Consider the following 14,064-nt stretch of genomic DNA (forward strand, 5'->3'; position numbering starts at 1 on the left):
AGGGACGTATGGTTATGTTAACGAAAAGAGAAAACCTAGCCGCGGTTGAGAAGTTTTCTGAAAACTTAGAAATAGCTGGCCGCAGCTTATGGCAAGATGCGCGAATTCGCTTTATGCGTAACAGAGCGGCAATGGTCAGTTTGTGTATTTTGACGATGATGACCCTTGCGGTGATCGTACTACCGATGATGGCCCCGTATACCTATGACAATACGGACTGGTATTCAATGCACGTTGGGCCCAATGCGGATCATTGGTTCGGCACCGATAGCCTTGGGCGTGATTTGTATGTGCGTACCTTAGTTGGTGGGCGAATTTCGCTGATGGTTGGCGTAATGGGCGCGTTGGTTGCTGTTCTGATCGGCACACTTTATGGTGCGGCGTCGGGCTTCATTGGCGGTAAAGTAGACCGCATTATGATGCGTATTTTGGAGATTCTATACGCTGTTCCTTTCATGTTCCTTGTTATTGTGTTGGTCACGTTTTTTGGCCGCAATATCGTACTTATCTTCGTCGCTATCGGTGCAATTGCATGGCTTGATATGGCGCGAATTGTGCGTGGCCAAACCTTGAGCCTACGCAGCAAAGAGTTTATTGAAGCGGCGCATGTGTGTGGCGTCAGCAACTGGAAAATTATTACACGTCATATTGTGCCAAACGTGTTGGGTATTGTAGCGGTCTATTCGACGCTGTTGATCCCAAGTATGATTTTGACAGAGTCATTTTTATCTTTCCTTGGTCTTGGTGTTCAAGAGCCGATGACAAGCTGGGGAGCACTTCTACAAGAAGGTTCACAAACAATGGAAGTCGCTATTTGGCAACTTGCTTTCCCAGCCGCGTTCATGGTGGTCACCCTGTTTTGCTTTAACTATGTCGGTGATGGTCTGCGCGATGCGCTTGATCCTAAAGACCGATAATTAAAAGATTAAGGAAGCAATAATGAGCTTATTAGATGTCAAAGATCTGCGGGTCGAATTTACCACTCAAGATGGTATTGTTACCGCTGTCAACGATTTAACTTTTTCACTGGAGCAAGGCGAAACCCTCGGTATCGTAGGGGAGTCTGGCTCTGGTAAATCGCAAACCGTGTTCGCTATTATGGGTCTACTTGCCAAAAATGGTATTATCACGGGTAGCGCAAAATTTGAAGGGAAAGAGATCCTCAATTTGCCAGAAAAAGCCTTGAACAAAGTGCGCGCTGAACAAATTGCGATGATCTTCCAAGATCCAATGACGTCACTGAATCCTTATATGAAGGTCAGCGAGCAGTTGATGGAAGTGCTGATGCTGCACAAAGGAATGAGTAAGTCGGCTGCGTTTGAAGAGTCGGTACGTATGCTAGAGGCGGTTAAAATCCCCGAAGCGCGTAAGCGAATTACCATGTATCCGCATGAGTTTTCTGGTGGTATGCGTCAACGCGTTATGATTGCAATGGCGTTGCTATGCCGGCCTAAGTTACTGATTGCTGATGAACCCACCACCGCATTGGACGTAACGGTGCAAGCCCAAATTATGGATTTGTTGAATGAACTCAAAAGCGAATTTAATACCGCCATTATCATGATCACCCATGATCTGGGTGTGGTTGCGGGTTCATGTGACAAAGTATTGGTAATGTATGCTGGGCGTACGATGGAATATGGCTCTGTGGATGAGATTTTCTACAACCCGAGTCACCCTTACGCTGAAGGTTTATTAAAAGCCATTCCTCGTTTGGATACGGAAGGTGAAATATTACCAACAATTCCTGGAAACCCACCTAACTTGCTACGATTGCCACCGGGTTGTCCTTATCAAGAGCGCTGCCACCGAGTGACAGAACGCTGTAAACGTGAAGCACCTATTTTATTGCCATTTGCCGATGGTCGCCAACGTGCCTGTTTTTCTGATTGGGAGGCTTGGGTTAAATGAGCGAACAAAAACCATTATTACTAGATGTAAAGAACCTCAAAGTTCACTTCAATATTGCCTCTAAATCCGCGTGGCCTTGGTCTAAACCGTCAAACTTAAAAGCGGTGGATGGTGTTAATGTCCGACTATACGAAGGCGAAACATTAGGCGTAGTTGGTGAGTCAGGCTGTGGTAAATCCACGTTTGCTCGTGCCATTATCGGTTTAGTTGAAGCGACAGAAGGCGAAGTCGTTTGGTTGGGTGATGACCTGACTAAAATGAAAGAAGTTGAACGTCGTCAGACACGTAAGCAAATTCAGATGATTTTCCAAGATCCACTTGCCTCATTAAACCCGCGAATGACGGTTGGTGATATTATCGCTGAACCGCTACAAACGTTTTACCCAGAGCTTTCTAAGCAAGAGGTGAAAGATCGCGTTAAAGAGATGATGGCTAAAGTTGGTCTGTTACCTAATGTGATTAACCGTTATCCGCATGAATTTTCAGGTGGTCAATGCCAGCGCATTGGTATCGCGCGTGCACTTATCCTGAACCCGAAAATGATCATTTGTGATGAACCAGTCTCGGCGCTTGATGTATCGATTCAGGCGCAGGTGGTTAACTTGCTTAAAGAGCTACAAAAAGAGCTCGGCCTGAGTTTAGTTTTCATCGCTCATGATTTATCGGTAGTGAAACATATTTCAGACCGTGTATTGGTGATGTACTTAGGTAATGCAGTTGAACTCGGTACTTCAGAGGCGTTGTTTGCTAACCCATCACACCCTTACACCAAGGCGTTGATGTCGGCGGTACCGATTCCTGATCCAAAACTAGAGCGTTCGAAGAAAATCCAAATGTTGGAAGGCGATTTACCGTCGCCAATTAACCCACCATCTGGTTGTGTATTCAGAACTCGCTGTCCTCAAGCAACGGACCTTTGTGCGAAACAAAAGCCTCAGATTAAAGGCAGTGATGTCCATGCTGTTTCATGCTTGCATGTTGACATGTAAATTCAGCCTGTGACGGGCATAAGCGCGGCTCCTTGTTTGGGTCGCGCTTTTTTTATTCTAGTCGACCAAAGATCTGTTCGAATTTTTTGAATGACAAGCTCAATAGAGTCGGGTTTTGCCCTGTACTGTGGTCTCTATAATGGGATGATAAAGCAGCGATATTAAGAGGGTGAATCATGGGAAAGTTAGTGCAAGGTGTGTGGCATGATGTTTGGTACGATACCAAGGCGAGCAACGGTAAATTTATCCGTGAAGATGCAGGTTTTCGTAGCTGGATAGAAAATAAACCGGATGCGCTATATCAGCCAGAATCAGGTCGCTATCATCTCTATGTTTCTCTTGCCTGTCCATGGGCACACCGCACGCTGATTTTTCGTGAGTTAAAAGGATTAACACAACATATCGATGTCACCATTGTATGCCCAGACATGCTTAGCGAGGGCTGGTGCTTTGGTATTCCAGAGCCGTTATATGGCTATACTCGTTTACACCAAATTTATACCCAAGCAAAAGTGGATTATACAGGTAGGGTAACCGTTCCCGTTTTATGGGATAAAAAAACCAACACGATTGTGAGTAACGAATCGTCTGAAATTATTCGTATGTTTAACAGTGCATTTGATCAACTGACGGGGAATCAACAGGACTATTACCCTGACGCTTTGCGTGCTGCTATCGATGAATGGAATGATTATATTTATCCTAATATCAATAATGGGGTATATCGTTGTGGCTTTGCAACCACACAAGAGGCTTATGAAGAAGCGTATCAATCGCTTTTTGCTGCTCTTGATAAGGTGGATAGCCACCTAGCGACTCATCGTTATTTGGTGGGAGGGCAGATCACAGAAGCGGATTGGCGTTTATTCACTACATTGATACGCTTTGATGCAGTTTATGTTGGTCACTTTAAATGCAATAAAAAGCGCATTGCTGATTATAAGTACCTCAATGGTTACTTAAAAGAGCTGTACCAAGTTTCTGGAGTGAAAGAAAGTACCGATTTTTACCATATTAAACGTCACTATTATTTCAGTCACAGCGGGATCAACCCAACTCAAGTGGTGCCCGCAGGCCCTGAATTGGATTTAGAAAGTCCGCATGGTCGCGAGAGTATCGCGATATAAATATCATGTTATACCACTCACAGTAATTAAGTGATCAGCTTGAAAAAAAGCCCTCAAGGTTAACCTTGAGGGCTTTTGTCATTGGTTAAACCAAAATCTAAAAATTATTTAGTTTCTTGGCCAGCCTGAATAGCAGTTAGGGCGATAGTGTAAACAATATCGTCAACCAATGCGCCACGAGACAAGTCATTGACAGGTTTGCGCATACCTTGCAGCATTGGACCAATAGAAACAAGGTCTGCTGAGCGTTGTACCGCTTTGTAGGTTGTATTACCCGTGTTTAGGTCTGGGAATACGAATACCGTTGCTTTACCTGCTACTGGAGAATTTGGTGCTTTAGAAGCTGCCACGTTTTCCATGATTGCTGCGTCGTATTGTAGAGGACCGTCAATGATAAGATCAGGACGTTTCTCTTGAGCAATGCGAGTAGCTTCACGTACTTTATCAACATCTGCGCCTTTACCAGACTCACCAGTTGAGTATGAAATCATCGCAACACGTGGGTCGATACCGAATGCTGCTGCTGAATCTGCAGATTGAATCGCGATTTCAGCCAATTGCTCAGCATTTGGATCTGGGTTGATTGCACAGTCGCCGTAAACCAATACTTGATCAGGCAGTAGCATGAAGAAGATCGAAGATACGATCGATGCATTCGGTGCCGTCTTGATGATTTGGAATGGCGGTACAATGGTGTTTGCAGTGGTATGTACTGCACCAGAAACTAGGCCATCAACTTCATTCGCTTCAAGCATCATTGTGCCAAGGAATACTGAATCTTGCAGTTTTTCACGAGCAACGACTTCAGTCATGCCTTTCGCGCCGCGAAGTTCAACTAAGCGTGCTACGTAATTTTCGCGTACTGAATCGGCATCGATAATCTCAACACCAGCGCCTAGCTCAACACCTTGCTGAGCCGCAACGCGGCGGATTTCTTCTGGGTTACCAAGAAGTACACAAGTAGCAATACCGCGCTCAGCACAGATAGCTGCAGCTTTCACTGTACGTGGCTCATCACCTTCAGGAAGAACAATGCGCTTGCCTGCACGACGAGCGTATTCTGTTAATTGGTAACGGAATGCGGGTGGGCTTAGGCGACGAATGCCTTGCGTACCTTCTGATAAAGAGTTAATCCAAGGACCATCAATGTGGCTTGCAACGTGATCGTTGATGAACTCAATACGCTCTTTATCATCAGCTGGAACTTCTAGACTAAAGCTTTGTAGGTTTAGTGAAGTTTGCCATGTGTTGCCTTGTGCTTTGAAAATTGGCAAGCCACTTTCAAATGCAGGTTTGCACAGGTCAGCGATTTCTTTTGGAATATCATAGCCACCGGTTAGCAATACCGCACCGATTTCTACGCCGTTCATAGCCGCTAGAGAGGCCGCAACGATAACGTCAGGACGGTCAGCTGAAGTGACTAGCAGAGAGCCTGGTTTGAAGTGCTCAATCATGTGCGGTAGAGAGCGCGCACAGAATGTGATGCTCTTAATACGGCGTGTTTTGATTTCACCTTCATTAATGATTTCTGCATTAAGGTGCTTGGCCATATCGATAGCGCGAGTCGCGATTAAGTCGATGCTCCAAGGCACGCAACCTAGCACACGAATTGGGCTAGAGTTGAAGATTTGCATCACTTCAAGGTTAGCTTGCTTGGCGCTGTCTGCATCATCAAAGATTTCTGATAGATCAGGACGAGTACGACCTGCATCATCAACAGGGGCATTGAGCTTGTTAATGATAACGCCAGAAATGTTCTTATTCTTTGTTCCGCCAAAGTTTGAGCACGCCACTTCAATGCGTTCTTTCAACTGAGTTGGATTATCCGTACCTGGGGTGGCCACAAACACAATTTCAGCACCCAGAGTTTTCGCAATTTCAGCGTTTACTTGGTTAGCAAATGGGTGTTTACGAGTTGGTACTAGACCTTCAATCAGCGTTACTTCTGAAACTTTATTAATGTGGTTGTAACGTTCAACGACCGTTTCAAGCAACACATCCATCTTCTCGCTACCGATTAAGGCTTCAGCGGCTGACATCATCATTGGTTCAGCAATTTTGATATCGCTGTTACGGCCGATAATGGTAGAGGTAAGATCAGGTTGATCGCCACCAGAACGTGGTTGTGCAATTGGCTTATAAAAAGAAACGCTAACGCCTTTACGCTCCATTGCGCGAAGGACACCCATGCTTACGCTAGTAAGACCAACACCAGCGCTAATAGGGATAAGCATAATAGTACGGGACATGAGTAGAGTACCTCAAACTATTGAAATCAATCTAATCGAGATTAGATTACAAAAGGAACAAAGCTCAACATTACCAGTAGTAGGAATTATTTGTTGAGCCTCGGTAAAAAACTGGCTAACTCAAGGAGTTAGCCAGAAAGTCAATTAAAGACCTGTTAGACGAGCTGTATCTTCAGCGATGACTAGCTCTTCATTAGTAGAGATAACCATTGCAGGGATGCGGCTGTTCTCTGTTGTGATAACACCTTCGCCGCCGAAACGAGCTTTAAGGTTAGCTTCACCATCCACTTCGATACCGAAGATAGCTAAACGGTTTAGAACCATTTCGCGAATTGGTGCAGAGTTTTCACCGATACCACCAGTGAAGACGATAGCATCTAGACGACCTTCCATAGAAGCCGTGTAGCCAGCTACGTACTTAGCTAGGCGGTGACAGAATACGTCCATCGCACGTGTAGCTTCTTCTTTAGTACCGTAGTTATCTTCAACGAAACGGCAATCAGAAGTCACACCAGTAAGACCTAAAAGGCCAGACTCTTTAGTGAACATTGTGTTGATTTCAGCAACACTCATACCTAATTTGTCATGTAAATGGAACATTACCGCAGGGTCAAGATCGCCACAACGAGTACCCATTACAAGACCTTCTAGTGGAGTTAGGCCCATAGACGTATCAACTGATTGACCATTTTTAATAGCACAAACAGACGCACCGTTACCTAGGTGGCAGTTAATGATGTTTACTTCATTAGCTGGTTTACCTAAACGCTCAGCCGCTTCACGAGCAATGAATAGGTGAGAAGTACCGTGTGCGCCATAGCGACGAATACCGTGATCTTTGTATAGGTTGTACGGTAACGCGTATAGGTATGCTTCTTCAGGCATTGTTGTGTGGAATGCTGTGTCAAAAACGGCAACATTTTTTAGATTTGGAAATGATTTTTGAGCTGCTTTAATGCCGATGATGTGCGCTGGGTTATGAAGTGGTGCGAAGTTCGCTGCATCTTCAATACCTTGCAGTACTTCATCAGAGATCAGTGCTGAAGCAGTAAATTGTTCACCACCGTGAACAACACGGTGACCAACGGCTGCAATATCGGCTGCAAGTTCAGGCTTAGAAGCAAGAATAGTTTCAACCATGAACGCTAGTGCTTCTTCGTGTGCTGCACCTTCGCCCAATTGAGCTTCATGTTTACCATCAAGTTTCCACTTGATGCGTGCTTCAGGAAGGTGAAGACATTCAGCAAGGCCTGATAGGTGCTCTGCACCTGATTCTGCATCAACAACAGCGAATTTAAGAGAAGAACTACCGCAGTTTAAAACTAAAACTAGCTTAGACATGTGTGACTACCTGTAATAATCGGTTAAGATAAAAATCATTCTCAAGAATAGTCCAACCTTTACGGAGTGCTACTAATCTTGGTCAATAAAACTTGAATTTCCGTATAATGAGACGTGACTTTTTGAGTAAAATCAGTCGGTGCATTCCTTGCAGAATTCATCTCGGAGTTGCCTAAATGCTAAATAACAGCAACAATGAGATTGAGGGTCTGCAAAGGATAGCGATATTGGGCCAATATAACAAAAAAATTTTGAAAGAATATTAACTTTCATCAAATTTTTACGCGATTAGTTGAATCATTAAACTATTTTTTAGTTAAATGAGCGGCATCTAGAGTGAGAGAGCGCTATGAATAATAAAGTTGGAATCGTTCACAGCTTGAAAGATGGCCAGAAGTACATGGATACTTGGCCTATCCGTAAAGAGTTGGGATTTATTTTCCCAGAGCAGCGTATTATTAAAGCAACGCGATTCGGCGTTAAAGTTATGCCGGCTATCGCAGCGATCAGCGTGCTGACTCAAATGGTGTTTCATAATGCACAAGCGATGCCACAGGCCATCGTGATTGCACTTTTTGCGATCAGTCTACCGCTACAAGGTATGTGGTGGTTAGGTAATCGTGCCAACACACAACTTCCTCCGTCATTAGCGGGGTGGTATCGTGAACTGCACCAAAAAATTGTTGAAAATGGATTTGCTTTAGATCCGATGAAAGCAAAGCCGCGCTACAAAGAGTTAGCCGTGATTCTCAATCGTGCGTTTCGTCATTTAGACAAAGCAGCATTAGAGCGTTGGTTTTAAATCGTGCTAGCCAGTTAGTTGTACTCTGAAATTAACCGTTGTAGGACTTCCAGGTGGAGTCCTCTTGGATTTCCTCTTTAATACCGTAAGACCGTATTCTCACCTCTCTTTTTGTTATTTTACTGTTAAATCTCACTTCCCTTTATTCTAAGTTACTGGTAATAATGTTGTTAGTTGCGCATTAAGTGCACACTTATAAAAATATAAAACACAACATCCAATACCAAGTGCTTAAATCAAGGAGTTAAGATGAAAGCAGGCAAAGTCATTGCTACCGCCGTTCTCGCTGGAGCCGCATTACTATCTTCAACGAGTATCATGGCAAAAACTGCCAAAGTTGCAGTATCACAAATTGTTGAACACCCGGCCTTAGACGCCACTCGTCAAGGTCTTCTTGATGGCCTCAAAGCAAAGGGCTATGAAGAGGGCAAAAACTTAGAGTTTGATTTTAAAACTGCTCAAGGTAACCCTGCCATTGCTGTACAGATCGCTCGTCAATTTGTCGGTGAAAATCCAGATGTATTAGTTGGTATTGCAACACCAACAGCGCAAGCGCTAGTGTCTGCTACTAAGAATATTCCTATTGTGTTTACCGCAGTTACTGACCCAGTAGGGGCAAAACTTGTTAAGAAGCTAGAGCAGCCAGGTAAAAATGTCACCGGTCTTTCTGACCTATCACCGGTAGAACAGCATGTTGAATTGATTAAAGAAATTATGCCGAATGTGAAAACGATCGGTGTGGTTTTCAACCCTGGAGAGGCTAATGCCGTTAGTTTGATGGAACTATTAAAATCAAGCACCAAAAAGCATGGCATCGAATTAGTAGAAGCGACGGCGTTAAAAAGCGCGGATGTTCAAACCGCAACTCAAGCTATCGCGGCCAAATCTGACATTATTTATGCCTTGATTGATAACACGGTTGCTAGTGCTATTGAAGGCATGATTGTGTCAGCCAACCAAGCTAAAACGCCAGTATTTGGTGCGGCGACTTCATATGTTGAACGTGGCGCAATAGCAAGCCTTGGTTTTGATTATTATCAAATTGGTGTTCAAACGGCCGATTATGTTGCCGCTATTTTAGAAGGGCAAGAGCCTGGGAAACTGGATGTTAAAGTGGCGAAAGGATCAGACCTTTTTGTCAATAAAACCGCTGCAGACAAACTCGGTTTGGCCATTCCTCAATCCGTTCTAGATCGTGCGACGAGCGTAAAATAAAGAAAATTCAGAGTTGGGGTCAGTACCCCAACTCTGTTTAAGCAGAGAAAGGAGTTGTTATGTCTGCTTTTGCTTTTTTTGGCGCTCTAGAAATAGGGTTGCTTTACGGGCTGGTGGCACTGGGTGTTTACCTGACTTTCCGTGTCCTTGATTTTCCCGATCTGAGTGTTGATGGTAGCTTCCCAATGGGAGCAGCTGTAGCTGCTACAGCTATTGTTGCTGGTATAAATCCTTGGGTTGCGACTGGCATGGCTATCTTAGCGGGGGCCTTCACTGGTTGGGTTACTGCCTTTCTAGCTGTCCGTTGCGGCATCTTACATTTGCTCGCCTCAATCTTAACAATGATTGCCGCCTTCTCTATTAATATCCGTATCATGGGGCGTCCTAACATTGCGTTGTTGGGTGAAGACACGATCCTGACCCCATTTGAAGCTTTAGGTGATCCTGTTTACATCCGCCCAATTGTAGTCGGTGTGCTGGTGCTTATCTCTGCATGGGCAGTAGTACGCTTGCTTAATAGTGATTTTGGCCTTGGTTTGCGTGCCACTGGTGTTAACGCGCGTATGGTTTCAGCACAGGGTGGTAGCACCGCATTCTATACCTATTTTGGGCTGGCCTTATCTAATGGCTTTGTCGGTTTTGCTGGTGCCTTGTTTGCACAAACGAACAGTTTTGCCGATGTAACTTCTGGTGTAGGAACTATCGTTGTTGGCCTTGCCGCTGTGATTTTAGGCCAGACATTAATTCCAGGACGCAAAATATGGGTAGCCGTTGTAGCGGTTATTGTAGGATCTGTGCTTTATCGCTTAGCGGTAGCTTTTGCGCTGAGTTCTGGGATGTTTGGCTTGCAAGCGTCGGATCTCAACTTAGTAACGGCTGTACTGGTCGCGGTTGCACTCATTGCTCCAAAACTTAAAAGGAATTTCAAGGCAAAAAAGGGGAGTAATCCTGCTCAGAAGCCCGTTGTTGCTAAGCAGGATAAAGCGTCAGGAGAAACATTATGATCCGTTTAGAAGATATTCAAGTTACTTTTAATCCTGGCACTATTTTAGAAAATCGAGCGTTAAGAAGTATCAATTTGGAAGTGCCAGAACATCAATTTTTGACTGTGATTGGGTCAAATGGAGCTGGTAAATCGACCTTATTAGGGGCCGTAACTGGTGAGACACCGATGGTGGGTGGAAAAGTATTGGTTGATGAGATTGATGTCACTCGTCAGACAGTTGATCAGCGAGCCAAAGTCTGTGCGCGCGTTTTTCAAGACCCATTAGCAGGTACATGTGGTGATTTAACGATTGAAGAAAATATGGCGCTAGCGTTTATGCGTGGTAAGCGAAGAGGGTGGGGTTTATCACTTTCTGCGTCTCGCCGAAAGCTATTCCAAGAGCGTATTTCGATTCTAGGGTTAGGTTTAGAAGATCGCCTCGGTGATAATATCGGTTTGCTGTCTGGTGGACAGCGTCAAGCCGTGAGTTTAGTGATGGCGACTTTGTCAGATAGCAAACTTCTGCTGCTTGATGAGCACACTGCAGCTCTTGATCCTCGTATGGCGGCTTTCATTATCGATTTAACCAAAACTATCGTCAAAGAATTCAATTTGACGGTAATGATGGTAACGCATTCAATGAAAGATGCCCTAGCATGTGGTGATCGAACTGTCATGCTTCACCAAGGTGAAATTGTTCTTGATGTGTCTGGTGAGCAGCGTGCCAATATGAAAGTGCCTGATCTACTAGAAATGTTTTCCAAGGTCCGTGGTGAGGAACTGGCTGATGATAGCCTATTGCTCAATTAGTCTAGGCGTTGCATGCCCTTCAAGTGGTTTGGGTATATAACGCTATGATTTTATAATATACGCTGTTAAGGAACGTCTGCTGATTAGTTTGGTTTTGTTTTACCGAATTTATGTCGAAAGCCCATCAATTGTATTAAACTTTTGATGGGCTTTAATATCTCTATCTGAACTAGGATGCTGAATGAACCACAATGTAAGTCTAAAATCGATTATTTTGGGGCCTATTGTTTTTGCTCTGATTATGGTGATGCTTGTTGTACACAATTATATGAATATCGTAAATGAGGATATTGATAACCAGTACGCGTATATTGATGCGTCGCTTACACGCTCAGCAAAAGTTATAACCTCGCTAGATTATAGTTTTACCAGTTATTTCAAAAATAGGGATGTGCAGTTAGTTGATCTTAACCGAGAGGTATCGGGGGGGCTGTGTCGCATGTGGCCTTTTGAATCGTCAATTTTAGCTGACAATAAAAGCCATGACATTCCAACTGTTGAGATCAGTTATATGTTGGTGGGAAAGGAGTCGCTGTGTGATGAGAGTAGTGCATTATTTAAACGCGCAGCAAGAAAAATTGCATTAGCACCAATATTGTCATTTTTACATGATTTAGATGATTTTATTTACGGTATTCATTATGTCGATAATTTTGGTTATGTGATGTCATCGCCAGATACGGTTTCCAAAAATATTAATAAAGATACACTTGCTATTGTAAAATCACGTCCTTATTGGCAAAAAACAGCTGCAAATCATAATCAAGTTACTGTGTCTGGCCCTGCAACATTAGGTGAGTTTTCCTTAAGCGAACCGGTTTTATCCATGACATTACCGGTAATGTACAAAGACAAATTCCAAGGAGCTATCGCTTTAAATATCGAGGTCGATAAACTGCTCAATAAGCAGAGTAAACTGACCAATTTAATACATTTGATTGACAATAAAACCACCCCTGTTCCCGATAATGCTTACCGGGAAAAATTGCTTAATATTGATGGGCTCGACTTCCATCACTTACTTTACTATGAATTAAATTGGCATGATGAATTTAAAAATTTCCTCGAGGTGAAAAAATTCAACTTAACCGTCGTATTCATTGTTTATCTATTTTCTGTTGTCACATTGTTTTATTTTAATTCGCGTGTTGAACAAGCCCATTTAAAAGACTTAGCGGCTCGAGACCCAATGACAGGTCTACTTAATCGCCGAGGTTTAGAGACTTTCTTGAGTAAAATAAAGTACGGTGAATATGCCGTAATTGCGGTGTTGGATATAGATGACTTTAAAGTAATTAATGATACTTATGGGCATGACGTGGGGGATAACGTAATTTGTTACGTTGCTGATCAGCTAGAAACGAATACACGTGATAGCGATGCAGTTGCAAGGTTTGGTGGCGAAGAGTTTGTGGTGTACCTGACGGGGCATAATGTGGAAAGAATGAAACAGATCATGCAACGGGTAAAAGATGCAATAGTGGCTGATTCAAGTCGAGTTATTGACTCTGGATTTACTATTTCAGGTGGCGTAGAAGTGGTTAAAAAAAGCTCTGACGACTTCGAAACTTGGTTTAAAGCCGCCGATGAGAAACTGTATCAAGCTAAAAAAACAGGCAAGAATAAACTCGTATTTTAGCCTTGAGCTCAAAGCTTAGGCATGTAAGCTAGCGCGGTATCGTTCTATGTGTTCAACGATAGGAGCTGCGGTATTGAAAGTACGTATTTCTCTGAATAGCTCGTTAGCTTGAGGATATTGTTGACGCAGGTAAGCGAACCATTGTTTGACGCGATTCGGGTAATAAAGCCCTTTGTCACCTTTTATTTCATACTGAGAATAGCGCAGCATCAGATCAACGACATCATACCAAGGCATCACTTTATGGTTATGTTTGACCACATTGCCTAAATTGGGGACATTAAATGCACCGCGACATACCATCAATGAATCAACGCCCGTAGTTTCAATACAAGCTTGTCCGTCTGCGTAATTCCATATTTCACCATTGGCGATTAAAGGAATCGACGTTTTTTGACGAATTTGATTAATGTAATCCCACTTGATTTCACTGGCTTTGTAGCCACCGGCTTTAGTTCTGGCGTGCACCGTTAACTCATTAGCACCGGCTTGTTCAATCGCATCTACAATTTCAAAGCAATCATTAGGGTCTTCCCACCCCAGACGAATTTTAGCTGAAACAGGAATATGGTCGGGCACGGCATCTCGACACGCCTTGACCACTTGGTAGATTAACTCGGGGTGTTGTAATAATGCTGCGCCGCCTTTACTGCGGTTTACAAGCCTTGCTGGGCAGCCAAAGTTGAGGTCAATTCCTCGAGCGCCTAAGCTTGCGGCTCGGACGGCATTTTCTGCCATCCAATTTGCTTCTTGACCGAGTAATTGCACATGAACAGGTACACCAGACTGGGTACAAGAATCATTTTCTAACTCAGGACAAAGGCGATAAAAAACATGATCAGGCAGCAGTTGGTCGATAACACGCACGAATTCGGTAACACACAGATCGTAATCATTGATCTGAGTGAGTAGTTCACGCATTAAATGATCTAACACACCCTCCATTGGGCCCAAAATTACTCGCATTATCATATCGCCTTAGAAATTTGAGGCGAG

General features: G+C 43.7%; 12 protein-coding genes. 9 read left to right on the forward strand and 3 right to left on the reverse strand.

The genetic code is table 11. The features are described from left to right. Positions 1 to 14: 14 nt before the first annotated feature. From oppC to EYW48_RS04770, 4 genes are all read left to right on the forward strand, one after another. Positions 15 to 917 carry an oligopeptide ABC transporter permease OppC gene (gene oppC, locus EYW48_RS04755; protein WP_026028150.1) on the forward strand — a complete coding sequence of 301 codons (903 nt, stop codon included), beginning with the start codon at positions 15 to 17 and terminating at the stop codon, positions 915 to 917. Positions 918 to 939: 22 nt separating this feature from the next. After that, positions 940 to 1,911, forward strand: coding sequence for an ABC transporter ATP-binding protein (locus tag EYW48_RS04760; protein ID WP_010319733.1), 972 nt, complete (start codon positions 940 to 942; stop codon positions 1,909 to 1,911). Then, entirely contained in the window at positions 1,908 to 2,900 is a 993-nt protein-coding gene (gene oppF, locus EYW48_RS04765) for a murein tripeptide/oligopeptide ABC transporter ATP binding protein OppF (protein ID WP_277431944.1), read from the forward strand. The genes EYW48_RS04760 and oppF overlap by 4 nt, the downstream gene beginning before the upstream one ends. A 176-nt stretch (positions 2,901 to 3,076) precedes the next feature. Then, positions 3,077 to 4,027, forward strand: a complete 951-nt coding sequence (locus tag EYW48_RS04770; protein WP_053309276.1) for a glutathione S-transferase family protein — start codon at positions 3,077 to 3,079, stop codon at positions 4,025 to 4,027. Positions 4,028 to 4,131: 104 nt separating this feature from the next. Here EYW48_RS04770 and pta read toward each other — a convergent pair whose 3' ends face one another. Continuing rightward, entirely contained in the window at positions 4,132 to 6,276 is a 2,145-nt protein-coding gene (gene pta / locus EYW48_RS04775; protein WP_053309277.1) for a phosphate acetyltransferase, read from the reverse strand. Between the two features lie 144 nt (positions 6,277 to 6,420). Continuing rightward, a complete protein-coding gene (locus EYW48_RS04780) occupies positions 6,421 to 7,617 on the reverse strand; it encodes an acetate kinase (protein WP_053309278.1) in 1,197 nt (398 codons plus the stop codon). 349 nt (positions 7,618 to 7,966) lie between these two features. On the opposite strand from EYW48_RS04780, the gene yfbV reads away from it, so the two are divergent. The 5 genes from yfbV to EYW48_RS04805 all read left to right on the forward strand — a co-directional run bounded on the left by yfbV (position 7,967) and on the right by EYW48_RS04805 (position 13,068). Continuing rightward, positions 7,967 to 8,419, forward strand: a complete 453-nt coding sequence (yfbV, locus tag EYW48_RS04785; RefSeq protein ID WP_053309279.1) for a terminus macrodomain insulation protein YfbV — start codon at positions 7,967 to 7,969, stop codon at positions 8,417 to 8,419. 249 nt (positions 8,420 to 8,668) lie between these two features. After that, the gene (locus EYW48_RS04790; RefSeq protein WP_053309280.1) at positions 8,669 to 9,634 is read left to right on the forward strand and encodes an ABC transporter substrate-binding protein; all 966 of its coding nucleotides are present in this window, start codon (positions 8,669 to 8,671) and stop codon (positions 9,632 to 9,634) included. Between the two features lie 59 nt (positions 9,635 to 9,693). Beyond that, positions 9,694 to 10,638 (forward strand): ABC transporter permease, encoded by a 945-nt coding sequence (locus tag EYW48_RS04795; RefSeq protein ID WP_053309281.1) that lies wholly within the window; start codon positions 9,694 to 9,696, stop codon positions 10,636 to 10,638. Beyond that, positions 10,635 to 11,429: an ABC transporter ATP-binding protein gene (locus EYW48_RS04800; protein ID WP_168521697.1), complete on the forward strand. Its 795-nt coding sequence runs from the start codon at positions 10,635 to 10,637 to the stop codon at positions 11,427 to 11,429. Before EYW48_RS04795 ends, EYW48_RS04800 begins: the two co-directional genes overlap by 4 nt. A gap of 181 nt (positions 11,430 to 11,610) precedes the next feature. Next, complete coding sequence (locus EYW48_RS04805) at positions 11,611 to 13,068, forward strand: GGDEF domain-containing protein (protein ID WP_277431945.1); 1,458 nt, start codon at positions 11,611 to 11,613, stop codon at positions 13,066 to 13,068. Positions 13,069 to 13,083: 15 nt separating this feature from the next. Here EYW48_RS04805 and dusC read toward each other — a convergent pair whose 3' ends face one another. Then, entirely contained in the window at positions 13,084 to 14,034 is a 951-nt protein-coding gene (gene dusC, locus EYW48_RS04810) for a tRNA dihydrouridine(16) synthase DusC (RefSeq protein WP_053309284.1), read from the reverse strand. Positions 14,035 to 14,064 lie beyond the last annotated feature (30 nt).

It is taken from the genome of Vibrio sp. 1180_3 (assembly GCF_029478545.1).
GTDB classification, from domain to species: domain Bacteria; phylum Pseudomonadota; class Gammaproteobacteria; order Enterobacterales; family Vibrionaceae; genus Vibrio; species Vibrio aestuarianus.

Excerpts from the sequence above, each read along its gene's own strand:
- EYW48_RS04805 (WP_277431945.1), top strand. The coding sequence starts at position 11,611 with ATGAACCACAATGTAAGTCTAAAATCGATTATTTTGGGGCCTATTGTT.
- dusC (WP_053309284.1), bottom strand. The coding sequence starts at position 14,034 with ATGCGAGTAATTTTGGGCCCAATGGAGGGTGTGTTAGATCATTTAATG.
- EYW48_RS04760 (WP_010319733.1), top strand. The coding sequence starts at position 940 with ATGAGCTTATTAGATGTCAAAGATCTGCGGGTCGAATTTACCACTCAA.
- EYW48_RS04790 (WP_053309280.1), top strand. The coding sequence starts at position 8,669 with ATGAAAGCAGGCAAAGTCATTGCTACCGCCGTTCTCGCTGGAGCCGCA.
- oppF (WP_277431944.1), top strand. The coding sequence starts at position 1,908 with ATGAGCGAACAAAAACCATTATTACTAGATGTAAAGAACCTCAAAGTT.
- EYW48_RS04800 (WP_168521697.1), top strand. The coding sequence starts at position 10,635 with ATGATCCGTTTAGAAGATATTCAAGTTACTTTTAATCCTGGCACTATT.
- EYW48_RS04795 (WP_053309281.1), top strand. The coding sequence starts at position 9,694 with ATGTCTGCTTTTGCTTTTTTTGGCGCTCTAGAAATAGGGTTGCTTTAC.
- pta (WP_053309277.1), bottom strand. The coding sequence starts at position 6,276 with ATGTCCCGTACTATTATGCTTATCCCTATTAGCGCTGGTGTTGGTCTT.
- EYW48_RS04780 (WP_053309278.1), bottom strand. The coding sequence starts at position 7,617 with ATGTCTAAGCTAGTTTTAGTTTTAAACTGCGGTAGTTCTTCTCTTAAA.
- EYW48_RS04770 (WP_053309276.1), top strand. The coding sequence starts at position 3,077 with ATGGGAAAGTTAGTGCAAGGTGTGTGGCATGATGTTTGGTACGATACC.
- yfbV (WP_053309279.1), top strand. The coding sequence starts at position 7,967 with ATGAATAATAAAGTTGGAATCGTTCACAGCTTGAAAGATGGCCAGAAG.
- oppC (WP_026028150.1), top strand. The coding sequence starts at position 15 with ATGTTAACGAAAAGAGAAAACCTAGCCGCGGTTGAGAAGTTTTCTGAA.